The sequence below is a fragment of the Paenibacillus sp. P4_E11 genome, from assembly GCF_056401635.1.
Map to the genome: position 1 here is coordinate 38,353 of NZ_JBFUIX010000032.1, position 24,386 is coordinate 62,738.

Here is a 24,386-nt window from a genome sequence, read left to right on the forward strand (position 1 = left end):
CGAGAGGAAAAGGAGAACGTCAACAATGAATATCATTCGCCTAGGCATCATCGGATGCGGAAACATGGCCGGCAGCCACGCGGCCGGGTTCCAAGAACTGGCTGACCGCTTGGAGGTGACGGCCACCTGCGATATTGTACTGGAGCGCGCGGAGCAGGCTGCCCAGAACATTGGCGCCAAGCTGGCGGTAGCCGACTATCGGGACTTGCTGGACGCCGTCGACGCGGTATTGATCGTACTGCCGCACGATCTTCATTACGAAGTAGGCATGACTTGCTTGCAGGCAGGCAAACATGTGCTGATGGAAAAACCAATGGCCAATACCGAACAAGAATGCCTGGAGCTGATCGCGCAGGCCGAGAAGAGCGGGAAAGTGCTGATGACGGCATATCCCGTGCGATTTTGGCCGGTCATTTTGAAGTTGAAGGAGCTGCTCGATTCCAAAGCTTACGGGGAATGCTTCCAAATGTCGATCTGGACCGAGCAATACACCCATTACAAGGCCGGCCACTGGGGGCTGTCGGCTGAACGGCTGGGCGGCGGTCAATTTTTCAGCCATGGGTGCCACTATGTGGACCTGCTGCTATGGTTGATGGGACGGCCCGTGAGAGGGACGCATATCGGCACTTCCTTCGGAACCCCCTGGATGGAACAGGAAGGCACCAGCAACGTGACGATCGAGTTCGAAAACGGCGCGCTGGGCTATCACTTCGGCACCTGGGGCGCGCGGGGAACTCGATTGGGCTGGAGTCTGCAAGCCCATTGCACGGAGGGCATGCTGGAGATCCACCTAGGGGAAAAGAAGCTCTACGCCCGCACGAATATCAAAGAAGAAAAATCGAATCTGGATACCGAGTCCCATGTGGAAGTGCTGATGGACATCGACACCATCGGAAAATTTACCCATTTTGAGATCTCGCACTTTATAGATTGCATAATCGGCGGCACCCATCCCTTGACCGACGGACGGACCAGTCTGCAGGGACTCCGTGTCATATGGCGGCTGTATGAGGCAGAGCGCAACCATACGATGGCCGATCTGCGCGGCCTGGGGCTTCAGGATGTTACAGCTTGATCGCAATTAAGTGAACCCGTAGCAGTATGTGCGATCTCGGATCGCGGCTAGCTGCACCGACTGCACCGACCTTGCATATTCGGTTGGCGTCATCCGGGTTATTCTCTTGAACGTTTTGGAGAAGTAATGAATGCTGCTGAAGCCCAGCATTACCGAAATTTCCGTATAGGTATGCCGATCTTCGCAAATCAAGGTCTTGGCTTTTTCCACTCTCATGCGAGTGACATATTCGATTACACTACAGCCCGTCGAATGCTTGAAGGAAGTCTTGAGCGCGGTTCTGCCGATGCAGAACCTTTTGCAGATCTCCTCGATCGCGACAGGGCTCGATAGACTACGCTCCAGGTAACGGATGATGCGAGTCACGGTTGCGGTATCCCGGCTTTTCCTCTGAACGGAGACGGTTGCTTCCATCGCAGACGCATCGGCCATTCTTCGGATTAAGGTGATCAGAAAAAGCTCCAAGTCATTTTTGATCCATTGCCCGCTGCCGAATCTGGCCAGCTTGCTGGGCACCAGTGTTCGGGTATGTACAGAATGGATGGGGGGGGCAAACGCCTCTCCCCCTTCCTTTATCAACCGCGAGAGGATGCTTTTTTCGAGCTCGCTCAAGCGGAATTTAGGCATCGTGGCAAACGCCTCCAACGCCGGAGAATCGCAATCGAAAGAGATCAAGAGCAGGTTGGGCGACGTTCCGTGCAGGGCCCTCCCCGAGTGAAACACATTCGGTGGGAAGACGAGCAGGTCTCCCTGCTCGAGTGAAAACACCCGTCCGTCGGTCGTGACTTCCCACTCCCCCTTGTCCATATAGAGCACTTCCCAGTAATTGTGGCTCTCTCCCTCAAAATAGTGCTGGCTCGACGTCTCCTTGTATAGCATCGAGATGAGATTGCGAACGGACACCACGTCTTGCAAGACGAAGCGCTCATAGTCCATGACGATCAGCCTCCTTATCCCACATATACGGGAACGGGGGGCGGTATGTAAATCATCGATTTTGTACGTGGATAGACGATATTTTATTACTTCCACTATGGGATGCGGGATCGGACAAACATCTTCCCTTTGCCGATCCGATCCAGTATGATGGGAAGAAAACGGGTACATGCCGAGGTGAGGCGCCAAGTGAAATGGATCAAAATCGGGATAGCGAGCTTCGTGCTCTTTGCGATCGCAGGAATCGGGTACGACTGGATGAGCACGACCGGTAGGGATCGCCCCGACCCGTCAGTCTCAGCGCGGGACGGCTCTGCCGAACCTCTTTCCTTGCATTTTTTGATTAGCGGTCCTCCAACCGCCCGATTGCCCGAGGCGAAGGACGATTTCGTCAAGCTGACGATCGAGCGGAAGTTCAACGTCAAATTGAAAGTAACGGCTATGCCGCCTGGGGACGAATATAACGAGACGATCGCCGCCATGCTCGCCGCCAATGATCCGCCGGACATGTGGCTCAATATAAGTCCCGACGGTGGGGCAAAATATACGCTCGACAACGTGTTGGCCGATATGACCTATTTTGTGACGAAGGAGACGATGCCCAACTATTTTACATACTGGATGAATGAAAAGGAGCTTCGCGGATACCAGGTTCACAATAAGTTCGCCCGCGCTCCGATTCCCTATGACCCGCAATCGTACCGGGCCTACTACATCCGGAAAGACTGGCTGACGCGCCTTGGCCTGGAAATACCGGGGAACTATGAAGAGTATCTTCAAGTTCTCAAAGCGTTTACGATTCGGGATCCGGATGGCAATGGGAAACCGGACACATACGGCTTCACCGCCTCCGGCAACGGGACTAGCATTTCCTTGGACTGGCCGGAGTATGTCCATGCCGGGTTGATCTACCCGGCATACCTGGAGAATGGGAAATTGATCGACATGCAGATGGATGTGCGGGTCGGGCAAGTCGCCGATCGGATCGTACAGCTTATGCAGGTTGGATGGGTCGACCCCGATTGGTTTTTGAATCAGGGGAATCAGCATATGGACAAAGCGGTGCAGGGCAAGGCTGGGGTGCTGCTAGGCGAGACGCGCGATTTTGCCTTCGACTCCAATCCGGACAGCCTGCAGTCGAGGAGCAAAGCGATTAACCCGCTCGCCGACTGGGTTCCGTTCAATCCGTTTGGGCGTCAGGCTCTTCGTACCGCGGTTTCACCGAGCTATCCGTTTGTTTTCTCGAACAATGCGGCGGGCTTGCGGCCCGAGAAGCTGAAAAAAACCGCACAAATATTGGATTGGTTGGCCGGGGAGGAAGGTTTTTTGCTCACGCATTACGGCGTGGAGGGCAAGCACTATACGCGAGCGGGCCATACGATTACGTTGAAGCCGGACGTCGTAGAGAGAGACATTCAGGCGAAGGGCGACTTTTTGAAAATATGGAGCTTTTTCACTCCCGAGACACCTGGGATCCTGGGGCTTTCCGTCCTGGATGCACGAGTGACGGAGCGAGATCAGAAGATCGAGCGCATGTTGACGTCCATCCCAGTGCATCCCGGATTGGGCGCGACCTTGACACCGCCTCTCGGGGTTAGTGTGGAGAAAATGCGGGCGCGCCAAACCGAGCTTCAGGTGAGGATGATTTTTTCCGATCGATCGGGATACCGCTGGCCGGAGTATCGGAACGAAGTGCTGTCCGTCTATGGTGGCGAATCCATCATCCGATATTACGAAGAAAAAATTCGCGAAGCCCAAAAACAGCCTTGACGATCGTGCAGCACCGGTAAAAAGCAGCATACATGGCACACCAACCCAGCCCATCGGCTGGGTTGGTGCATTTTCCTCCCTCGTCACAGGTTTTCGTCACCGATAGGGTACAATGAAAATAAAGGAAATCGAATCCCCTGCTATATAATCGCCGATCCGTAAGTCTTACATACAGAAAGGTGGGCAGAGGTGGAACAACGCTCGTCGCGCGAACCTTCCAGATCAGTCGAAATACGATCGCCAAGGTTATGCAGGAAGTGGAATCCGGAGTTGTGATTGCAGACCAATTCCACGAGCGAGGACGGCTAAATTTTGAAAACAGCGACGGAAGTATTAAGTCCATCGGCCAGCTGCGCAAGAGACTGGCAAGTTGCCGCCGTTTCTTCCGATGCCGCTGCCGATTCCCCACTGGAAGAGGATATGGCTTCAACGGATTGCATCACTTCCGATGCTTGAGCCGCTTCTTCCTCGCAGGCCACCGCGATCTCATTGACTTTCTGAGAAGAGTCATTGACCATGCGAATGATGCTTTGGAACGCCTTCCCGGTTTGAGAGGATTGGGACACACTATCTGTGACCGCATCTACACTTTGTTTGGTATTCGCTTGCATCACTTGAATAATCGATGAAATCTCCTTAGTCGCCTCACTGCTTCTCTCTGCAAGCTTACGGACTTCATCGGCTACTACCGCAAAACCTCTACCCTGGTCGCCTGCTCTGGCTGCCTCGATCGCGGCATTTAATGCAAGAAGATTCGTTTGATCGGCTATATCACCTATAACTTCGATGATGTTGCCAATTTTCAAGGAATCCTCCTCCAAACGGGACATCATTTTATTTACGGCCTGCATCCCTTCTACAGAAGCCCGAACCACTTTTTCACCTTCACTGGCCGTTTCTACAGTCCTGTTCGATAATTCAGCAGCCTGCTCTGCACTTACGGCCACAGAATCAATCGCTACGCTTAACTCTTTAAACAATTCCGTAATTTTTTGAGCCGCGTGTGCTTGATCTGAACTGCTACCGGCAATTTCTTGTGTACTCGCGGAAATTTGTTCCGATGCCGCAGCCACGCTTTGCGAAGATAGGATAACCCCGCCTATGGTCCGCTGTAGGCTTTCAATCATCTGATTGATTGATGCTGCCAGCTGCCCTACCTCGTCCTTGCTGTTAATAGCCGCCTTCTCCCGCAAATCGCCATGCGCCACCTTCGCCACCAATTCGACCATACTCGTTAATGGATTCGATATCGTTCGAGCGATTCCATAACCTAACAAAATGCTGAAAGCTAAAGCAATTACCACTATAACTATGGTCGTGTTGCGGGCAGTCGTATAGGCTTCAGAAGACTCTGTATCTGACTTTTCAGCAATTTCCACATTAATATCGATCAGCTTACCCAAGGATTCTCTGATCTTGCTTCCCACCGGAACCAATTCATTTTGCTGAAAATTAAAATATTCGGCCTTATCATCTTTTTGTGCCAATCCCAGCGCCTGCTCGAGAGTTTTAATGTACGTCGGCAAGATCGTATCAAAAGCTTTGAGTTGATCCTTCTCCGGCTGGGTAAAGGCGACACCGCGATAAAGTCCGATCTTTTCCTGCATTTCTTTCAAGTACATTTGAATATCGGCAGCCAGCTCGTCCCTACTCGCCTTCGTAGTGCTCAAGCCAATGTCGCGTACGGCGACCCGCACATTTTGGTAGCTGTTAAGCCCTTCCGACAATCTTTGAATCGATAAAAGATTGTTGTTGTACATATTAGTAATATTTTTATCCATCATGCTAAGATTGGAAATTGCATACAATCCGACAATTGCCACGATAATCGCAACTAATACAAAAGAAGATATTAACTTTACCGACGTCTTTAAGTTCATGAACCATTTCATAGTGTCACCCTCAGTTATAGTAATGTAATTGTGAAACTTCTTCTACATTATCGGCCGAAGCGTTAGTGGACTTTAGCAAGGTTTTCAAAAGTACGCTTCTTGAACTGCGGGGAATTTTTACGGTGATCGTCGATTGGGCTCGTCAACAGGCCCGGAAATTCCAACCATTTAAAAAGGAGCCGGACCCGTTTACCGAAGGTTCCAGCTCCTTTCTTATGTCATTGGAACAGCTGTGTGAATATGCGATGCTGTGGATATGTTTATATGTTGCCAAAGAGTTATGCACACCAAGGTCCTTTTGCTTGTGAGCATTGTGTATAACCCTGTGGATAATTCCCTTTTTTACGAGACTTGAGAACGTTATAACAACTCTCTTCTAAGCTGTTCGGCCGATTTGGGAGACAAGTACCCAAAAGGAATGTCGAATACCGTTTTCGCCCCTACAAAGCCTTCCTTCGCAAATCTACTGATTGCTCTAGCATAAGCGACCAGTACACTGCCGGTAAATTCAGGGTTGCTGGCCAGATTAAGTCCAAATTCTATAATTTGCTTGCTATCGGCTCCTGTTATCCCGCTTCTAAGAACAAGTCCTCCGTGAGGCATTAAAGAATGGTTCTCCTGCAATTCTTCGGCACTAATAAAATGGACTTGAGTTTCGTAATCGGCAAAATAGTCCGGCATCGTTGTAATCTCTTTTTCGATGCGAGACAGATCTTCACCAGGCTCCGCTACAACGAAGCATTCTCTCAGGTGCTTATCTCTTGCGGATAATACCGGATTCTCTCCCTTTCTTACCAGGTTAACCGCTTCCTCATTTGGAACCGTATACTGCACCGCGTTCTTCACGCCTTGAATTCGACGAATCGCATCCGAATGCCCTTGACTGACCCCTTTGCCCCAGAACGTATATTCCTTTCCTTCAGGCAATACGGCTTCAGCCAGCAAACGGTTTAGCGAAAACAGTCCCGGATCCCAACCTGTTGAAATTACACTGGCATGTCCGCTTTTCTTTGCCGAAGCATCTACCGAATCAAAATATTCATTAATTTTAGCGTGCCTGTCAAAGCTGTCCACGGTATGGAACATGGAGGCGATATATGGGCCTTGCTCCGGTAAATCCGTTGCCGAACCACCGCATAATATCATCACATCGATTTTCCCTATATAATGATCGATTTCAGACATGTGTACCATTTTTGCAGTTGAAGGCATGCTTTCGGGTTGACGTCTAGTAAAAATGGCTGCAAGCTCCATATCCGGATTTTGCCGAATGGCCGATTCAACGCCACGGCCCAAATTTCCGTAACCCACTATACCTACTTTAATCTTGTCCAAGTTAATTACCCCCATCATTTATTAAATATGTAAACAAAGAAACCACTTAAAGCGCATAGGAATAATGCCGGCTATGAGCCAAGCTGGACAAAATATCGTGCCCTCATTATCCTCTGAAATGACCGTAACCTCTAACGCAAACAATGCCAGACAGACGCCCGGATTTGCGCAAACCCCGAAGTCCGGATGAATGCAATAGCATACATTTAATGTAAAATCTCCGTAATAATATACGAAGGCACTCCACTCCGAAGAGTAGAATGCCTATGGGATGCTTTTACCATATCACAGAATGACCATCTTGTCGAATAAATCAAGGCGCTGTACCGTAGCTCCCTCTTGTCCGTTTTTTGCCGAAGGCCCAGTACCGCGAGGGAGGTTTTGAGGGGCTAAAGCCCAAACCTAAAGGCCGAAAGCCGCTGCTGGACACCATCCCGGCCGAGGTGCTGGAGGAAGCCATTCTGCTGCGCCGGGAAGTACCGAAACGGAGCGTGCGGCAGATCATTCAGATTCTGGAATGGGATCAAAAAATCGCACATGTGTTCTCTGCATGCCAGGAGTCAACAACCATCAATCACCTTATGTGGTGCCGGTACGTCGATTAGCAAGCGCCATCGCGGCGGCATAGCCGGAGCTCCAGGCCCATTGCAGGTTATAGCCGCCGCAATCTCCATCCACATCCATCACCTCGCCGGCCAAATAGAGCCCAGGTACTAGCTTGGATTCAAGCGTCCCTTCTATTAATTCAGTCGTATCGATACCGCCGGCTGTTGTTTGCGCGTTCGTGAAGCTATTAGTATCGGTCACTTTAAATTCCCAACGCTTCATAATGCGATACAATATTTTTTTGGTTTTCCACGATAGATCCTGACAAAGCAGGTGAAGCTGTTGATCAATTCCTGCCTCTTTCAGTAGGATGGGAATCAGCTTCTTGTTGATAATACCGATAAGGGAATCCGCAACAGTCCGGTGTCCGAAGATCGCCCAGTGTATTTCCAGAAATTCAACTACCTCTTCCTCCGTGCGACCCGGCATCAATTCAACCGATAGTGTCACAGATTCTCCTCTTCCGAGATTATACGCAGCCTTCCTGCTTAGCTGGAGTATTGGCGGGCCAGACATACCATAGTCCGTAAAAAGAATTTCGCCATATTCGCTGCGGATGACTTCATTGTTTACGATAATATGGGCCTGTCCCTCGAATTTGATGCCGGACAGTTCCTTCAAATGCGGATAGTCTAGCTTTAATTGCACAATGCCCGGCACGGGATCGACCAGGGTATGTCCCAGACGTTGGGCAAGCGTATAACCGGAGCCATCCGTTCCCGTTTTGGGAGCGGTAAGACCACCCGCACATAGAAATAGGTATTCGCTGGTATAAACAACCTGCTCCTCTGTCTCCGTCTGGCATATAATTGTGAAGCGCGGATGATCCGTCGAAACGGTAACATCCAGCACTTTGTTCTTGAAGTATACCGGAACATTTCGATCCTCCAGCGCAAGCCGAAAAATATCCAACACGGATGCAGCTTGCAACGACATCGGATACATCCGGCCATCCTCCAAGCTTATAAGCGGTAGCCCAAGCGTGAAGAAGAAATCGATGGTTTGACGGATACCAAATTGCTGCAGCACAGGCAGTGGAAATCCAGCCTGATTGCTGTGATACTTGCGTGATAAAGCGACGGCTTCATCCGCACCCGTCGCAGTGGATTCGTTCGTAATGTTGCAGCGCCCATTGCCCGTCGTTAATATCTTCTTCCCCACTCGGTCGTTGCTTTCAATAATAGCGGTATCGATACCTAGATCCCGCGCAGTAACGGCAGCCATTAGTCCTGCAGCGCCTGCACCGATAATGAACAGTTCGTGGTGCTTAGAATTCTGATACTCATACATGTTTGGTCGATGCATCCTTTTTCCAATGGATTCATTATAGTTGCTTAGCAAGCGCCATCGCGGCCACATAGCCGGAACTCCAGGCCCATTGCAGGTTATAGCCGCCGTAATCCCCGTCCACATCCGTCACCTCGCCGGCCAAATAAAGCCCAGGTACTAGCTTGGATTCCAGCGTTCCTTCGATTAACTCAGTTGTATCGATGCCGCCAGCTGTCACTTGCGCATTCGCGAAGCCATTGGTATCGGTCACTTTAAATTCCCAACGCTTCAATATGCGATAAAATATTTCCTTGGTTTTCCACGATAGATCCTGGCAAAGCAGGTCCGGCTGATTATCGATGTTTGCCTCCTTCAGCAGGACGGGAACCAACCTCTTGTTGAAGATGCCGACGAGGGAATCCGCAACAGTCCGGTATCCAAAGATCCCCCATTGCATTTCCAGAAACTCAACTACCTCTTCCTTCGTGCGGCCCGGCATCAGATCAACCGCTACAGTCACAGATTCTCCTCTTGCGAGATGATACGCAGCCATCCTGCTTATCTGGAGAACTGTCGGGCCGGCGATGCCATAGTCCGTGAAATGAATTTCACCATATTCGCTGCGGATGACTTCACCGTTCACGATGATATGGGCCTGTCCCTGGAGTTTGATGGTGGACAGCGCCTTCATATGCGGATATTGCAGCTTCAATTGCACAATGGCCGGCACAGGTTCGATCAGGGTGTGCCCCAGACGTTGGGCAAGCGTATAACCTGGATCATCTTTTCCCGTATTCGGACCGGTAAGGCCACCCGCACATAGAAATAGGTATTCGCTGGTATAAACAACCTGCTCCTCTGTCTCCGTTTGGCATATGATCGTGAAGCGCGGATGATCCGTCGAAACGGTAACATCCAGCACTTTGTTCTTGAAGTATACGGGAACATTCCGGTCCTCCAGAGCAAGCTGAAAAATATCCAACACCGCAGCAGCCTGCAGCGACATCGGATACATCAAGCCATCCTTCAATCTTGTAAGCGGAAGCCCGAGCATGGAGAAGAAATCGATAGTTTGACGGATACCAAATTGCTGCAGCACAGTCAGCGGAAATCCAGCCTGATTGCTGTGATACTTGTGCGATAAGGCGAGCGCTTCATCCGTACCTGTCGCAGTAGATTCATTCGTAATGTTGCAGCGGCCATCGCCTGTCATTAATATCTTCTTTCCAATCCGATCGTTGCTCTCCAGAATGGCGGTATCGATACCCAGATCTCGCGCGGTAACGGCGGCCATTAGTCCTGCAGCGCCTGCGCCGATAATAAACAGCTTGTGATGCATGGAAGTCTGATACTCATTCATGATTGGTCGATGCACCCTTTGTCCAATTTTTTCTGAAAGCACTGATGCGCTTTATTTAAATTATAGCATAAGTGTAACCACGGCTTAATCCCGGTTGAAAATTCCTGATTTCGTCTCATTACCATAATATCCCTCTACCCGCTTTCAAAACCCTTTCCTCGTTACAATTAAAGAAACTTTATCTAGCGGTTGATTTCGATGCCGTGCTCGTCCACTTCGTTCCCTGCAATATTTAATGCTGGAGAGCCATTGAGTTGAGTTCACCTTGGCAAAGGAATAGACCTAAGATGTTAATAAAGAGCCATTCTCAGTTAAACCCAGTAAATAGAAGAAACCCCTTGTACATATATTACTAATAGCAGAATAAAGGTAATGATATATCCTGACTATTTTGTTTCCATATATTGCCCATTTGATTTAATCGTCCATTAACAAATAAGCATTAAACTAACTATAACGATTCACATTATACATTAAATATAGAAAGGAATTGCATGTTATGGGAATTCATAAGTACTTTCAATCACTTAACGATCTCGAACGTATTATCCGTTGTCCTGGAAAATTTAAATTTGAAGAGCACAGCGTATCCGCTCATTCATGGAAGGTTGTACAATACGCAAAAACATTGGCAGACATTGAGGAAAGTAATGGCGTCACGATAGATTGGAAGAAGCTTTACGAGATAACTAGCAGCCATGATTATGGTGAAATATTTATTGGAGATATTAAAACACCCGTTAAGCATTACTCACTAGAACTGCGCGGCATGCTGCAGCAGGTAGAGGAAGGAATGATTGCTCTTTTTATAGAGGAGAATATTCCAGAGGAGTTCAAGCCTATTTTCCGCAGACAACTGCGCGAGGGCAAGGACTATTCCGTCGAAGGTCTAATTCTTGAATTGGCCGATAAACTTGATCAAGTCTATGAGGCCCTTACTGAATTGCAAAGAGGCAACACAGAGAAGGAATTTGTGATTATGTATCGCGATGCACTCATTAAAATCAAAAAAATAAAGCTACATTGCGTAGACTATTTTTTAAATAACATTTTACCTGACATTGTTAAGGAAAGCTCCAATTGTCCTATTGACATCAAAAGGATTACAAAAGAAGCTTTAGAGCTTTAACATGAATTTAAACCCCATCACCACAACTTCATTACAATGGTAACAAATAGTAACTTCGATAAAAGGTAGTCCGTACCTCACGTCAATGTTCATCTGGGTCCTCGAACCCCCGCCCATTTTTCACAAAGCTTAAGCGTTTCACGGGATGTGTGAAAAAAACCATACTCTCGATAAGGTTGCTCCCGATGCAATTCATAATATCGTTTCATGGCAACAGCGGAATCGTCAAAACGATCAATGAGAGCTACTTCATCAATGAGCCAGAACCCTCCCTCTGAACGGGACTTTAACGCCTCACAGACCACCCACTCATCAGGAAACTGCTCACGAACCTCTTCCCATCGCATCCTCGTCACCTCCGAATAACGATTTACAGTTACTTTTATTGTAACATATAAGCCTGAACGCAGGATCCATATATTGCAAAAGGATGCAAGACATCTTTCTAACGAAGCCTACTCGCGGATGACTACCTTAGCGATTGATTTCGATGCCGTTCTCGTTGTTCTACCCCAACTAATCGTTCCCTGCGCGCGGGACTGAACCCCTTGCAGGGGTTCGCCTCCCCATGTTCGCCACACATGCAAAAACCCGACCTCATGCGGTCGGGTTTTTCATGATGGAGGCCAACCGTGGCAGTGCAAAACCACAATTCGCCGGAGCCGCTCGTTCTTGCAATGAACTGCCCCTCGCATCCATGATTCCCTTGCGTCTCTCCGTTCCGTCAATTGTGCGCTGGGGATTGCCTCGTATCGAAAATAAGTAAAGCATGGGGCAAAGCCCCACCCCATGCTCTACAAACTGCGTACGCTTCAATTATTATCCTTGAGCCAAGAGCATCCGGGATTTGTTTTAACGGGTTTGCTACTAAAACTTTATCAGGTATACGAAAAAAAGCCGGCCGAAGTGAAATCGTCACTTATCGGCCGGCTATTTTTGTCCGTTGCTATATCATTCATGCTCCTCATCTAGTTAAACCTACACACCAATTGAGAATGGGATCTGCATATTTCGAACCATCTATATTACACACTCCACATGTGTTGAGTGCCGAGTGTGGCGAAATAACTAAGAATAAAACCGCCCGACACACAGCGATTTTTCCACTAACTAATATCAGTTAATGCACTTCACTGTCTGTGCAAAATTTAGACCCTGAGCGAGCCACGGAATCCCCTAGCACCATAATAAGATTCCGCACCGTTATGATACACGAAGACATTGCCGTAGCGGAAATCAGAAAAGATAGCACCACCAAGTTTTCTAATATCAGAAGGTGTTTTCACCCAACTCGATGTTTTCGTATCGAAATTTCCAAGTTTTTGAAGTTCCCGATACTGTTCTTCCGTTAAAAGTTCAATACCCATGGCACCCGCCATATCAATAGCGCTATTTTCCGGTCTATGTGCTTTCCTAGACTCCAGAGCTTCACCGTCGTAACAAACACTTCTGCGGCCTTTAGGACTTTCCGCTGAACAGTCATAATAAATGTATTCACCCGTCTTTTCATCATAACCAACAACATCCGGTTCACCGCCGGTTCTTTCCATTTCATGGAGTGACCACAGTTTTTCAATATTAGCTTCAAGCCTTGCTTGTACTTTAGTCCATTCAAAACCTATGTGGCGGTTCATGTTTTTATCAAAACGGGCTTTCAATACTCTAAGTAGTTCTTTACATTGTTCTGCTGACAACTCTCTGTTTTCAATTGTCATGATGAAACCTCCTTGAAATTTACGAAACACCTCATCATAATACCATACTCCAATTTCAAATATCGAATTCTCGAATATAAATGTCATTATTGCTAATCTTACAATGAAACAATAAAAAGCTCTACAGAGTCGAGGAAAATGCAAAAATCCACAACCTCATGCGGTTGTGGATTTACATGTTGGAGGCGAGGGGAGTATCGATATCTTGATTTAACTTGCTAACGAAGCCTACTCGCGGATGACGTTCTTAGCGGTGGATTTCGATGCCGTGCTCGTCCACTTCGTTCCCTGCGCGCGGGACTGAACCCCTTTCAGGGGTTCGCCTCCCCAAGTTCGCCCACATGCAAAAACCCGACCTCATGCGGTCGGGTTTCTGATGGTGGAGGCGAGGGGAGTATCGATATCTCGATTTAACTTGCTGACGAAGCCTATTCGCGGATGACGTTCTTAGCGGTGGATTTCGATGCCGTGCTCGTCCACTTCGCTACCTGCGCGCGGGACTGAACCCCTTGCAGKGGTTCGCCTCCCCTAATTCACCACCCAATACAAAAAGGACACTATCATTTAAACCAAAACTTTGCCGCTTATTCAACCATCTCTATGCCGGAAACAGGCCAATATGAGAGTGATTTCATTATAATGTTATCTTAATTCAAGCAAAACATTGCCGGAAATTATTTTTTCAAGCAAAGACTTGCCAGAAATAGAACGAATAAATTCTAGGATTTATCCGACATGTCTTATTAACTCAACTTTCGCAGTATGAAATCGGCAGGTAGGCCTTGATATAGTTGGGCAGACCAGTAAACCATGCTGGAGTTGACGCTGAATGAGAGTTGAAATCTTCTTTCCGGTTTTCGTAGCGATTTCCGTGATTAAATCGACCAGTTGCTGCAGGGCATCCGCCCAGTCGATGGTACCGACTCCATCGCAAAGCAAATAAAACAGTCCGCCAAACGATCGTTGATCGGTGCTAGCACTTGGAGGCCGGCTTCGCCAATACTTCTGCCGCAACCGAACCGCCCGCCCCCGCTCCTACGATGATCACATCGTACCGATCCCGCAGCTGATCGAAGGTTTTATGCGGTAAATCGGTTTCAGGAGCCGACTCTTGGCCGCCGGATACCGATCCGGGGCGAAAACCAAGCATTTCCCACAACTTGCCTTCCTTGTTCCCTCCTGCGTCAGGGCTTCCGTAATACCCTTCGATCACTAGACTCAATAAATTATTGAAGAAAAGCATAAGAAAGATAGAGGGCCCTCCGGGTGCCGGAGGGCCTTGGTTACGCATACGTTTATATCAAGTTCTTCGAGTCCATTATGCGCTTGCTGCTTTTCCTGTATGTCCAATATCAAGGATTTAGTATATCTTCTACTTCTCGATCTTAAGCTGAACGGCCTCAGCCACTTCAATGGTTACTTCCCATTCGCCGCGTACAACTCACTCATTTCTTTAATTAAGTCTTCGCCGCCGCTCTTCATCCACAGCTCGTTGGCCGCTTTCAAGCCGGCTTCGTCAATTTGCCCTACAATGAATTTGGTTCTGGCGTCGTTCACAATATTATCCAATTGAGAACCTTTTTGTGCATAAACGGTCGATACCAGCGGAGTAGCCGGATTCGGAACGACGAACTTTTCGCTCTCCTTCTGCAGCTGAGCCACTTTAGTTCTAAGCGGTGTTATCACAGTAGGCAGAATCCGATTTTCCGGAATATACGTCATGATTTGGGCCAAATCATTTTTTTCCGCGAGCAGCGCCGTATCCTTCGTAACTTCGGTCCCATTCGGCGTTTTCGTATACTGTCTGCCTTCAATCCCATAGTTCAACAAGTTTTGCATATCGGCATCGCTCAGCTTATCCAGGAACGCCAATACACGTTTCAACTCCGCTTCCGTTTTTACGGTCGCCTTGGAAATATGGACCATCCCTGCATAGCCCTCTGTCGGCAAGTTCCTGACCCCCTTAGGCCCGGAAACGTCGCCGAATACATCGAGATATTGCCGTTCTTCCTTGCCAAGCTTTTTCATCGCTTCCAGTGTTCGGCTATCGAAGCCAGAGACAGTGTCCCCTTCGGCAAGCAAGACACCGGATTGATTGTTGACGACGGGATCTCCCCATTTCGCCGAATCCAAGACGGCAAAATCCTGATTAATCAACTTCTCGTCATACAGCTTTTTGAAAAAGCGAAGCGCTTCCATATATTCGGGGGTAGTGTGTACCGGAATCAGTTTACCGCCGGCATCCGTACCCCATTTGTTTGGAGCCCCAAACCAGGTTTGCATCATTTCCCAAGGAAGATTGTATTTGGAAATGACCATGCCGTACGTATCGGCCTTCCCATTCTTATCCGGATCTTGCGTTGAAAATGCTTTCAGCATATTGTAAAATTCGTCAATCGTTTTGGGAGCCTGCAGACCTAGGTTTTCAAGCCAGTCCTTGCGGATAATCATCCCGTTTCTGGCCAGTGCCCGCGTGCGATAAAGACCATACACCTTCCCGTCCACGGAAGAGTTCTTCAGAACGATTGGGTTGGCTTTGCTCAAGTTCGGATAGTCCTTCAGGTAAGGCCCAAGCTCCCAGAAAGCGCCCGTTCTCGCTGCATTCACGAAGCTTGCCGTTTTGCTCTGCACGACCATAATCGCAGGCATTTTGCCGGATGCTAAGGTAATATTGTACTTATCCGAATAAGACGAGTTGGGCGCCCACTCCAGATGGATTTTGGTATTGGTCGCCTTTTCGATGGCCTGAACGACCGGGCTGTCATCCTTCGGGGTCTCGGTTGCAAAGGAAGGAAGCATAATATCGAGAGCAAGCGGCGGCTGCGCGGTTGGCTCGGAGCTGCTTACCGCAGGCTCCTTGCTATCCGAATCGCTTGAACATCCTATCAACCCCGTGAAACCTAATGCCGAAACGATTAACAGAGCGGAACCGCGTTGTAAGGTTTTCATTCTTTTTACCATATTGGATTCATTCTCCTCATAATTAGATTTTGGACCTTTAGCCTTTGACGGAACCAAGCAGGACCCCTTTGGCAAAATGCTTTTGCAGGAACGGGTACACGAGCAAAATCGGAATCGTGCCAACCACGATGGCCGCCATTTTAACCGCCTGCTCAGGGGGCTGAACGAACATGGGGTCTAATTGACCCGAATCCCCGAGGCTCCCCTGCGACAGTAAGATGATTTGGCGCAGCAATACTTGCAAGGGCCACTTCTCGGAATCGTTCATATAAAGCAGCGCTGTGAAGAAGTTGTTCCAGTGCCCTACCGCGTAAAACATGCCGAATGTAGCCAGCACCGGTTTGGATAGCGGCAGAACAATTTTCCACAATACGCCTACTTCCGTACAGCCGTCTATCCTGGCGGATTCCTCCAGCCCCGGAGGAAGCTCTTGGAAGAAATTTTTTACGATGATCAAGTTGAAGGCGCTGATCGCCCCCGGTAGCATTAAAGCCCAATAGGAGTCCAGCAAACCCAAGTTTTTCACTAAGAGGAAGGTGGGGATGATTCCGCCGCTGAACAGCATGGAGAAGATCACCAGGTTAAGAACCGTTTTCCTTCCATTCAGCGTTTTGCGCGCTAGTGGGTACGCCATCGTGATCGTAAAAAACAAGTTTACCAAGGTGCCTGCTGCCGTTATATAGACCGAAACCATAATGCTGCGAAGTAAGGTATTGGATGTGAAAATATACTTATATGCATTCAAGGAATACTCCGTCGGAATCAGAAAAAATCCTCTCGCGGTCAATTCCGCCTCTGTAGCGAACGATCCGCCAATAATGTACAGAAAAGGTACGATGGAGCAAAGGGCGAACAACGCCAGCAAGAAGTAATTGAATACGTCGAACACTTTGACGGATATGGTATTGTGCCGTTTTTCCATGTTTTTTCCTCCAACCCTAAATCAAAATCAATAAATGCCCTCTTCCCCGAACTTCTTCGCCAGGTAATTGGTGGATAATACGAGTATGACGCCCACAACGGATTTAAACAAACCGACGGCCGTGCTGTAGCTGAACGCGCCTTGTCTGATTCCCACGTCATACACATAGGTATCGAATACATCCGCCACGTCCCGATTCAGCGCATTCATCATCAAATAAATTTGCTCGAATCCGATATCTAGAACGTGCCCCATCCTAAGAATGAGCAAAATGACAATTGTGCTTCGGATGGCTGGAAGGGTAACGTGCCATAATTGACGCCATCTTCCTGCACCGTCGACGATCGCGGCTTCGTACTGCTCCAGGCTGACACCCGCCAGCGCAGCCAAAATGATAATCGTCCCCCAGCCGGCTTCTTTCCAGATCGTTTGCAAAATGATCAACGGCCTGAACCAATCGGGATCGGTCAAGAAAGCAATCTTATGGCCCGCATATTTCTGCAGCAGTTCATTAACGATCCCGCTTTCGGTCGTCAGGAACACGTAGGTAATGCTTACTACGATAACCATCGAAATGAAGTGCGGTACGTAAATCAGGGTTTGGACCGATCGTTTGAAAACGGCAACTCGAACCTCATTTAGCATAAGCGCAAGAATAATAGGGACAGGAAAATAGAAGACGATATTGTATAACGAAAGCAGCAGCGTGTTGCGAAGCAGCTTCATGAAATCGGGGTTTTGAAAAAAAATCGTGAACTGTTCCATCCCGACCCACTTGCTATGCCAGAAACCTAAAAACGGCTGATAATTCTGAAACGCAATAAGCAAGCCCCACATAGGGACATACTTGAAAACAAGAAAATACAAAACCCCCGGCAGCAGCAGCACATACAACCATTTGTCTCTCTTCACCTGACGGATCCACTTGGACTCGACTTGGCCGATCGGCTTCGTGTGTACAGACATTTTATCCATTGTGACCTCCTTTCGGATCTTCCCCCTTTAACCGTGGTTTGAATTGCAACATTTCTATCTGAAGCATAAGGCAGCCTAACTTTGCAGGCAATTATACATTTTTTCCGAAGGTACGAACGCCTCTGCAATAGCCGGCTTTGCACTTTTTCACCGTGATTAGACTTTTAATTTCTATACAAAAAGCCCTCAACCACCCAATTTAATAGGCGTCGAGGGCTGTTATCAAGTTTGGAGAGTTTCGCGACAACTAGTCTGACAAATACCGGTCACGATACTGACTTGGCGTGACTCCTACCTGCTTTTTAAAGATGCGATTGAAATACGTTTGTTGGTACCCCACCGCTTCTGCGATGTCATTCATTTTCCTATCCGTTTCCCGCAGCAGTTCCTTGGCCTTGTTCAACCGCAAGTCGGTCACATAGTCAATAAAATTGATTCCCGTTACTTGTTTAAAAGATTTGCTCAAGGTAATCGGAGTCGTACCTAAGTGGTCAGCACAACTGTCCAGCGAAATATCTTTGGTATAGTTTGTTTCTATATAGATTATAGCTTGTTCGATGATCTTCTGCACCTGCGAATTCGATCTCTCCATCATCGCCTCGATAAACGGATGGACAACTTTTGTGCAGATTAGTTGAACGATCCGATCTCGATCACGAATTTGCAGCAGGTTGCCGATTACACCAGAGCCCTCTAACGGAGGTTTCAATTGAATACCCGATAGCATAATCATATGCTGCATACTGCCCACCAGTAGAAGAAGGCTTTGTTTCACATCGGCTTCTTTACTGCCCCTGTCCGCCACTTCGTCCAGAAACTCAGCGATCAGATGATCGACTTCCTTCTTTTGTCCCATTCGTAACGCTTGCAAAATGTCCCTTTCCAATGCATAAGGGTATTGGAACGCACCCGGTTCAAGCTGAACATCCGGCTGCTCCATGTCGATGATCTGATTCGCGTCTTTCATCATCCGTGCCCATGAAACCTGATTGGCCTCTTCGAACATAAGCGGGATATCCCGCACCACGTCCGTCGGCTTGCAAATCGTAATCGTCACACGGACATGAAGAATCAGGTTGATCAGTTGCGTCAGCTCTCTGCTCATACCGAGTAGTTCACTTCTCTCCGTCACCGCATCGGAGGCGAATACGAGCAGGCCGAACGAATCGTGAAGGTTAATGACACTGGATTCCTTCAAGCGTGATGCCGCCAGTTCCTGAATCATATTGGCCGCCGCAAACGTTGCAAGTTCTCTTTCATCATGAGTAAACTTGCCGTCCGGTTGAGAAAATCCGGCTAGTTGCACATTGACTACAATATATTGCCTGCCATCGGTTTCCCAGCCGTACTGCTTCATCCGGTTCTTGAGCTCCTGCTCGGAATAATGATCCAGGTATTGATGGAACAGCTGCAGCAGAAAACCTTCTCTGATATGAGGCATTTGTTCCTGAAGTTTATTCTGCAAAAGGCTGCTCTCCCTCGATAAATGTCCCCATTGGTTTTCAAAAAGCTTGAATTCGTCGAGGTTTCGGCTACTTCCGCCGGCAAGCAAATTCAATAGCTTCTTGACTGGCGAATAGATGCGATTGGAGGCGAACCACGACAGAGTTAATGCCAAAGCGAAGCCTGAAGTACTGAAGAGGAGGATCAATTGGGATACGAAAATAATCGGCGAAGTAATGGCTGAGATCGGCGTGGCCGAAACGTAAGTCCACTCGGTATCGATTCGCGACAGCTTCCCGAACAAAACCGAATACTGGTCACCGTTCCACTTGAACGAGAACGCCCCCTCTTGGGTTCCCAATTGCATGACGGCTTTCTTAATGGCCGCTTCAAACTCGTTCGATGAAGAAGTTCCACTCTGGACGGAAGAGAAAACTTCGTTGCGCTGATTCATGAGAAACGTGCCGCTCTTATCATAAGGATTCAACACTTTTAACATGTTCTCGACTTTTTTGCGATCTAGGTTTACAACAAGGAGACCGAACGGGTTCTGGTTCATATCCACTATTTTGTGGACCAACAAGGCTGCATTCGAATTCAAAGCGGATGAATTCGTGAATTGGGACGAATTCGTCCAGTAGGCCGTTCCCCCTGTGTTCAGCAATTGCCTGAAATACATCACTTGGCTTGGATCGTTGAACGGATTGTAGTCCGGGTCGAACCTTATAGGCGACTGCCCGTCAATAAACAGCGCCACCCCTTTGATGAGAGGATGGGAACCTTGCATCACGAGCAGCGTTTTGTTGATGTCCCTTGTTTCCTCAAAATGATATACAAAATCAAGAGTCTTTAAGCTTTCGCCAAACCGCGGCTCGAATGCCCAGTGACTCAAGGTTAATTCCAAATAGTTTAATTGCTCATCCACTGTTCTGAATTGTTCCGAAATTTGTTTTCGATGCGAGTCAATCAACGTGGATTCGATTTTACCGGAAATGCCCCAGTAAACGCTTCCACCGATGACAAGCCCCGGGATGCTCGAGCTAAGCAGAATGAGAACGAGGCTTTTTTTGTAGAAGAGTCCTTTGGAATTTTGAAAAAATCGGTGCAAATCGTTCCATACTTTTGACATTTTTTCTCACCCATTGAGTTGGTTTAGGAAGCTATCATGCTAATAGTAAGCTGGTTGCTGTCAACTTCTTATAATCTATTATACATTCAACTCGACCGCGAGAATTACTTGTAATAAAATGGATATTAAGCTGGCTGAGACAGTTAACGTGATACCGATTACTGTGGTCTTACGCTCTGCAGGCTCACGATCGCTTCCAAGGATCCGGCAATGTAGGCGGCTTGCAGAGCCCTGACTTCCTCCGTATAATGCACATGATTGCAAAATGCGCTTGTTCCGAAGCATCGGGTAAACGTATACAGATCAATCAGGGAACCCCATGCGCGCATGACCTCGTCCGCAACGCTATTATAGGCTAAACCGTCTTGATGAAAATAGAAAAACCGTCGACAGTTCGGTATTATGGATGTCCTCCACCGCATCTGTACCGACGGCGCCGACAAGACATACTTTAGTAATCGATTACTATTTTTAATCAGATTACCACACCCCCGCGAGCTTTGTCATCCGTTTTCTGTGCGACTCCCTCAAGGCGTAAACAAAGGAACCCATGGCCGTTTCTTCCTTGCCGGGACTATCCTCCAGCATCGTGATGTACCTATGCACCTGTCTTGCCGCTGCCGATCGCAGTCTCCATATCTACGCAGCCATTTGATTTTTCTCATTGCTTTCACAATAGTATTCGATTACTATAGAAGAATATTTTTCTTCTATGTCGTCAAGATATCTTGGAAGTACATACTAGATAGCTTCCGAAAGGCAGGTCGCACTCCATCATGAATGGTAATGAGCATATCAACCCTGAATCCGAAAAGAAGCCCGTGACTGCCGTCATTGTCGGTGCGGGGCACCGCAGCTTGCTGTACGCTTCTTATTCCCTTCTACATCCGGAAGAGCTGCGAATCGTCGGCGTCGTGGACCCGGACGAGGCTCGCCGTCGATCCGCCGCGGAACGATTCGGCTTTCCAACTGAACATGCTTTCGCGTCGGTCGAACAGCTTGTAACCAGACCGCGGATCGCCGACGCGGTCATCAACGGAACAATGGATCAGTTGCATGTTCCGACGTCGCTGCCGCTGCTGAAGGCGGGATACCATCTCCTTCTGGAAAAACCGATCGGCGTCCATGAAGAGGAAGTGCTGTCGCTCTATGAGACAGCCCTGAAATACGGGCGCAGCGTCATGATTTGCCACGTGCTGAGATACGCTCCGTTCTATGCTGAAATTCGCCGCCAGCTTGAATTGGGGGCGATCGGGGACATCGTCTCCATCCAAACGGAAGAGAACGTCAGCTATCATCATATGGCAACCGCCTTCGTACGCGGCAAATGGAACAGCCAGGCAAGCTGCGGTTCCACGATGCTGATGGCCAAATGCTGTCACGATCTCGATCTGATCGCGTGGATGAAGGGCGGCATTCGTCCGGTCAAAGTGAGCAGCTTCGGCAGCCTCATGCAGTTTAGGGAAGCGACTGCGCCGGAGAAAGCCGGGACGCGCTGCCTGTCGGACTGCCCTCTTGAGGCCGATTGCACTTATTCGGCCGGCCGTATGTATATCAGGCAGCAGTTATGGGGCTCCTATGTTTGGGACTTCCCCGGTCTCGGACAAGACGCCCCCGAGGAAAAGAAGCTTCACTCTCTGCGAACCGACAATCCGTACGGTCGCTGCGTCTGGCGCTGCGATAACGATGTGGTCGATCATCAGGTGGTGATCGTCGAATTCGCCGATGGCAGCACGGCTTCGCACAGCTTGAACGGCGCCACCCCCAAACCGTGCCGCACGATTCATATTACGGGCACGAAGGGCGAAATTAGCGGCACGATGGAGAACGGTTATTTCGTCATTCGCCGCCCGGATTCGGAAGAACGGGTTAAGGAATATCGCATCGAACTCGACGTATCCTCGGACATGCACGGCGGAGGCGATCTGCGGCTTGTCGCCGATTTTGTCCGTACACTGCACGGAGAAGCGCCTTCATTATCCTCTACGTCCCTGGACAAATCGATTTTCGGTCATCAAATCGGTTTCGCGGCCGATCGCGCCCGTCTGACGAACAGCGTTGTCGCGATCGACGAGCTCTGACGGTCGTTCCCCTCGAAACACGCCAACGGAGTAGGAAGGGTGTGGAAATTGATGGACGGCACCCTCACTCAACAGACGGTCGATGAGTTCGAAAGAGCCTCATCAAATCCGATTGACTCCTATATGTATACCCGCGGCAACAATCCGACGGTGCGGGCGCTCGAATCGCGGATGACGGCGTTAGAAGGCGGGAGATAGCCCGTTGCTTTGCGTCCGGAACAGTGGCGGCGAGGGGAGTATCGATATCTTGATTCAACTTGCTACCGAAGCTTACTCGCGGATGACTACCTTAGCGGTGGATTTCGATGCCGTGCTCGTCCGCTTTGCTTCCTGCGCGCGGGACTGAACCCCTTGCAGGGGTTCGCCTCCCCAAGTTCGCCACCCAATAGAAAAAGGACACCTCTGAGGTGTCCTTTTTCATATTGGTGGAGGCGAGGGGAGTCGAACCCCTGTCCGAAGATCACGCCACACCGGTGTCTACGGGTGTAGTCACAGTATTGATGTCACCCGAGCGTCGTCCTGTAACACACTACGCGTTGGGTCAGCCTGATTGTCTTATTCCGTTCGACCCCAGGCGGAGACCGAACGGCGGATCCCACTAAAGTTGAGCCCCTATCCTAGCACATGGGCGATGCGAGGTAGAAGCACGCTAACAGGTTATTAAGCTGCTAAAGCGTAGTTGTTTTGTGTTTTGCCATTTAATTGGCTTTAGCGTTTTATAGTGGACGCGTCCCCACTACCCGCAACCGTTGCTCGTACTATCCCCGTCGAATCCAAGAACGCCCCCAAGTTAGAAGGTGTAGCTAAAATGTTCCTTTCCCGACTTCCACCTCGGGAAAGGAACAGGAGTGATGGAGAAGAAGAAAAAAAGGTTATGAAGCAAGTTTCCCTGCTACATCTAAAGTATATCACAATCGCGCGCATTTATGGGAAGAGGTTATTGGGAGTGCAGGCTTCAACTGACAATGATGCCAGAAGTCACCTGTCACAACTACCTACTGTGATCCATCGAATACTTTACGCCGTTTAAGGTAAACGACATTACCTTAACGTGCCACCTTCTGCTTCTCACGCAAAGCCCGCTGGATGTCACGTTGTGCGTCACGCTTAGCTTCGGTTTCGCGTTTGTCGTACTGCTTCTTACCACGTCCGATGCCGATTAGCAGCTTCGCGTAACCGTTGCGAATGTAGATCTTCAACGGCACAAGTGCATACCCTTGCTGCTTCGTTGTCCCGATCAGCTTGCTGATCTGGTCCTTCTTCAGCAGCATCTTCCGCGCTCTTGTCGGATCAGTCGGATTGCTCCGTCCCCCTTGCTCGAACGGGCTGATGTGCATATTGTGCACGAAAGCTTCGCCATTGCGAATGGTACAGAAGCTATCTGATATGTTAGCCTTCCCCATCCGAACGGACTTAATCTCCGTCCCGGTCAGAACCATGCCGGCTTCATACGTATCTTCGATGAAATAGTCATGGGAAGCTTTTTTATTCTGGGCGAGCAGTTTGCCCTCGCTCTTCTTACCCATGGGAATCACTCCTTCAATCGGTCGAACCGACCAGCTAGGAGTTTATTGTATCAACTCCACCCTCAGAAAGCAATGCAGGCAAGGAGGTATAACTATTTTTTCCGCTTGCTGCTCTTGCGCACGAAGCCGCGCATCGCCTTGCCGGCGTCGCCGCCCGGCGCGCCCGCTCCCGCGCCTGCGCTGTCGCCGCGCGAGCCGCCGCCCTTGCGGCCACCGCTGCGCCCGCTCGCGCCCGGCTTGCCGCCACCGGCGCCTCCGCCTG

The 24,386-nt window shown here is 49.0% G+C and carries 19 protein-coding genes, 1 other RNA gene and 2 pseudogenes; 6 read left to right on the plus strand and 16 right to left on the minus strand.

Features of this window, described 5'->3' with window-relative positions:
* Positions 1-25: 25 nt before the first annotated feature.
* Complete coding sequence (locus AC1DWB_RS14430) at positions 26-1,075, plus strand: Gfo/Idh/MocA family protein (protein WP_477541773.1); 1,050 nt, start codon at positions 26-28, stop codon at positions 1,073-1,075.
* A gap of 6 nt (positions 1,076-1,081) precedes the next feature.
* Here AC1DWB_RS14430 and AC1DWB_RS14435 read toward each other — a convergent pair whose 3' ends face one another.
* The gene (locus tag AC1DWB_RS14435; protein ID WP_477541774.1) at positions 1,082-2,011 is read right to left on the minus strand and encodes a helix-turn-helix domain-containing protein; all 930 of its coding nucleotides are present in this window, start codon (positions 2,009-2,011) and stop codon (positions 1,082-1,084) included.
* A 189-nt stretch (positions 2,012-2,200) separates the two neighbouring features.
* Between AC1DWB_RS14435 and AC1DWB_RS14440 the strand changes: the two genes are divergently transcribed.
* Complete coding sequence (locus tag AC1DWB_RS14440; RefSeq protein ID WP_477541775.1) at positions 2,201-3,781, plus strand: extracellular solute-binding protein; 1,581 nt, start codon at positions 2,201-2,203, stop codon at positions 3,779-3,781.
* Positions 3,782-4,086: 305 nt separating this feature from the next.
* Here the strand turns inward: AC1DWB_RS14440 and AC1DWB_RS14445 are convergent, their stop codons facing one another.
* Together AC1DWB_RS14445 and AC1DWB_RS14450 are read right to left on the minus strand one after the other, a co-directional pair.
* Positions 4,087-5,673, minus strand: coding sequence for a methyl-accepting chemotaxis protein (locus tag AC1DWB_RS14445; RefSeq protein WP_477541776.1), 1,587 nt, complete (start codon positions 5,671-5,673; stop codon positions 4,087-4,089).
* A 360-nt stretch (positions 5,674-6,033) separates the two neighbouring features.
* Entirely contained in the window at positions 6,034-7,008 is a 975-nt protein-coding gene (locus tag AC1DWB_RS14450) for a diaminopimelate dehydrogenase (protein WP_477541777.1), read from the minus strand.
* Between the two features lie 359 nt (positions 7,009-7,367).
* Between AC1DWB_RS14450 and AC1DWB_RS14455 the strand changes: the two are divergent.
* A pseudogene (locus AC1DWB_RS14455) lies at positions 7,368-7,532 on the plus strand (helix-turn-helix domain-containing protein); the annotation flags it as partial.
* Between the two features lie 55 nt (positions 7,533-7,587).
* Here AC1DWB_RS14455 and AC1DWB_RS14460 read toward each other — a convergent pair.
* Both AC1DWB_RS14460 and AC1DWB_RS14465 read right to left on the minus strand, forming a co-directional pair.
* Positions 7,588-8,904, minus strand: coding sequence for a BaiN/RdsA family NAD(P)/FAD-dependent oxidoreductase (locus tag AC1DWB_RS14460; protein WP_477541778.1), 1,317 nt, complete (start codon positions 8,902-8,904; stop codon positions 7,588-7,590).
* Positions 8,905-8,938: 34 nt separating this feature from the next.
* Positions 8,939-10,243, minus strand: coding sequence for an aminoacetone oxidase family FAD-binding enzyme (locus AC1DWB_RS14465; protein ID WP_477541779.1), 1,305 nt, complete (start codon positions 10,241-10,243; stop codon positions 8,939-8,941).
* A 499-nt stretch (positions 10,244-10,742) separates the two neighbouring features.
* On the opposite strand from AC1DWB_RS14465, the gene AC1DWB_RS14470 reads away from it, so the two are divergent.
* Positions 10,743-11,372 (plus strand): YfbR-like 5'-deoxynucleotidase, encoded by a 630-nt coding sequence (locus tag AC1DWB_RS14470; RefSeq protein ID WP_477541780.1) that lies wholly within the window; start codon positions 10,743-10,745, stop codon positions 11,370-11,372.
* An 89-nt stretch (positions 11,373-11,461) separates the two neighbouring features.
* Here the strand turns inward: AC1DWB_RS14470 and AC1DWB_RS14475 are convergent, their stop codons facing one another.
* The 9 genes and pseudogenes from AC1DWB_RS14475 to AC1DWB_RS14515 form a co-directional block, all read right to left on the minus strand.
* Positions 11,462-11,719 carry a hypothetical protein gene (locus AC1DWB_RS14475; protein WP_477541781.1) on the minus strand — a complete coding sequence of 86 codons (258 nt, stop codon included), beginning with the start codon at positions 11,717-11,719 and terminating at the stop codon, positions 11,462-11,464.
* Between the two features lie 801 nt (positions 11,720-12,520).
* A complete protein-coding gene (locus AC1DWB_RS14480; protein ID WP_477541782.1) occupies positions 12,521-13,087 on the minus strand; it encodes a DUF4256 domain-containing protein in 567 nt (188 codons plus the stop codon).
* A 748-nt stretch (positions 13,088-13,835) separates the two neighbouring features.
* A pseudogene (locus tag AC1DWB_RS14485) lies at positions 13,836-14,065 on the minus strand (IS4 family transposase); the annotation flags it as partial.
* The gene (locus AC1DWB_RS14490) at positions 14,061-14,378 is read right to left on the minus strand and encodes a gluconate 2-dehydrogenase subunit 3 family protein (RefSeq protein ID WP_477541783.1); all 318 of its coding nucleotides are present in this window, start codon (positions 14,376-14,378) and stop codon (positions 14,061-14,063) included. The pseudogene AC1DWB_RS14485 and the gene AC1DWB_RS14490, both read right to left, overlap by 5 nt.
* A gap of 125 nt (positions 14,379-14,503) precedes the next feature.
* Positions 14,504-16,048 (minus strand): extracellular solute-binding protein, encoded by a 1,545-nt coding sequence (locus AC1DWB_RS14495; protein ID WP_477541784.1) that lies wholly within the window; start codon positions 16,046-16,048, stop codon positions 14,504-14,506.
* Between the two features lie 37 nt (positions 16,049-16,085).
* Complete coding sequence (locus tag AC1DWB_RS14500; protein WP_477541785.1) at positions 16,086-16,970, minus strand: carbohydrate ABC transporter permease; 885 nt, start codon at positions 16,968-16,970, stop codon at positions 16,086-16,088.
* A gap of 27 nt (positions 16,971-16,997) precedes the next feature.
* On the minus strand, positions 16,998-17,936 hold the full coding sequence (locus tag AC1DWB_RS14505; protein WP_477541791.1) for an ABC transporter permease: 939 nt from the start codon (positions 17,934-17,936) through the stop codon (positions 16,998-17,000).
* A gap of 256 nt (positions 17,937-18,192) precedes the next feature.
* Positions 18,193-20,517, minus strand: a complete 2,325-nt coding sequence (locus AC1DWB_RS14510) for a helix-turn-helix domain-containing protein (protein WP_477541786.1) — start codon at positions 20,515-20,517, stop codon at positions 18,193-18,195.
* A gap of 158 nt (positions 20,518-20,675) precedes the next feature.
* On the minus strand, positions 20,676-20,846 hold the full coding sequence (locus tag AC1DWB_RS14515) for a hypothetical protein (RefSeq protein WP_477541787.1): 171 nt from the start codon (positions 20,844-20,846) through the stop codon (positions 20,676-20,678).
* A 447-nt stretch (positions 20,847-21,293) separates the two neighbouring features.
* On the opposite strand from AC1DWB_RS14515, the gene AC1DWB_RS14520 reads away from it, so the two are divergent.
* Positions 21,294-22,598, plus strand: a complete 1,305-nt coding sequence (locus AC1DWB_RS14520; RefSeq protein ID WP_477541788.1) for a Gfo/Idh/MocA family protein — start codon at positions 21,294-21,296, stop codon at positions 22,596-22,598.
* A 39-nt stretch (positions 22,599-22,637) separates the two neighbouring features.
* Entirely contained in the window at positions 22,638-22,796 is a 159-nt protein-coding gene (locus AC1DWB_RS14525; protein ID WP_477541789.1) for a hypothetical protein, read from the plus strand.
* A 225-nt stretch (positions 22,797-23,021) separates the two neighbouring features.
* On the opposite strand, the gene ssrA is transcribed toward AC1DWB_RS14525, so the two are convergent.
* Positions 23,022-23,385: a transfer-messenger RNA gene (gene ssrA / locus AC1DWB_RS14530) on the minus strand.
* A 259-nt stretch (positions 23,386-23,644) separates the two neighbouring features.
* On the minus strand, positions 23,645-24,124 hold the full coding sequence (gene smpB, locus AC1DWB_RS14535) for an SsrA-binding protein SmpB (protein WP_477541790.1): 480 nt from the start codon (positions 24,122-24,124) through the stop codon (positions 23,645-23,647).
* Positions 24,125-24,386 lie beyond the last annotated feature (262 nt).

What these genes read in the sequence shown, in the direction of transcription:
- AC1DWB_RS14470 (WP_477541780.1), top strand. Translation starts at nt 10,743, where the DNA reads ATGGGAATTCATAAGTACTTTCAATCACTTAACGATCTCGAACGTATT.
- AC1DWB_RS14465 (WP_477541779.1), bottom strand. Translation starts at nt 10,243, where the DNA reads ATGAATGAGTATCAGACTTCCATGCATCACAAGCTGTTTATTATCGGC.
- AC1DWB_RS14475 (WP_477541781.1), bottom strand. Translation starts at nt 11,719, where the DNA reads ATGCGATGGGAAGAGGTTCGTGAGCAGTTTCCTGATGAGTGGGTGGTC.
- AC1DWB_RS14430 (WP_477541773.1), top strand. Translation starts at nt 26, where the DNA reads ATGAATATCATTCGCCTAGGCATCATCGGATGCGGAAACATGGCCGGC.
- AC1DWB_RS14480 (WP_477541782.1), bottom strand. Translation starts at nt 13,087, where the DNA reads ATGACAATTGAAAACAGAGAGTTGTCAGCAGAACAATGTAAAGAACTA.
- AC1DWB_RS14490 (WP_477541783.1), bottom strand. Translation starts at nt 14,378, where the DNA reads ATGCGTAACCAAGGCCCTCCGGCACCCGGAGGGCCCTCTATCTTTCTT.
- AC1DWB_RS14510 (WP_477541786.1), bottom strand. Translation starts at nt 20,517, where the DNA reads ATGTCAAAAGTATGGAACGATTTGCACCGATTTTTTCAAAATTCCAAA.
- AC1DWB_RS14500 (WP_477541785.1), bottom strand. Translation starts at nt 16,970, where the DNA reads ATGGAAAAACGGCACAATACCATATCCGTCAAAGTGTTCGACGTATTC.
- AC1DWB_RS14445 (WP_477541776.1), bottom strand. Translation starts at nt 5,673, where the DNA reads ATGAAATGGTTCATGAACTTAAAGACGTCGGTAAAGTTAATATCTTCT.
- AC1DWB_RS14460 (WP_477541778.1), bottom strand. Translation starts at nt 8,904, where the DNA reads ATGTATGAGTATCAGAATTCTAAGCACCACGAACTGTTCATTATCGGT.
- AC1DWB_RS14505 (WP_477541791.1), bottom strand. Translation starts at nt 17,936, where the DNA reads ATGTCTGTACACACGAAGCCGATCGGCCAAGTCGAGTCCAAGTGGATC.
- AC1DWB_RS14435 (WP_477541774.1), bottom strand. Translation starts at nt 2,011, where the DNA reads ATGGACTATGAGCGCTTCGTCTTGCAAGACGTGGTGTCCGTTCGCAAT.
- smpB (WP_477541790.1), bottom strand. Translation starts at nt 24,124, where the DNA reads ATGGGTAAGAAGAGCGAGGGCAAACTGCTCGCCCAGAATAAAAAAGCT.
- AC1DWB_RS14495 (WP_477541784.1), bottom strand. Translation starts at nt 16,048, where the DNA reads ATGGTAAAAAGAATGAAAACCTTACAACGCGGTTCCGCTCTGTTAATC.
- AC1DWB_RS14520 (WP_477541788.1), top strand. Translation starts at nt 21,294, where the DNA reads ATGAATGGTAATGAGCATATCAACCCTGAATCCGAAAAGAAGCCCGTG.
- AC1DWB_RS14515 (WP_477541787.1), bottom strand. Translation starts at nt 20,846, where the DNA reads ATGCGCGCATGGGGTTCCCTGATTGATCTGTATACGTTTACCCGATGC.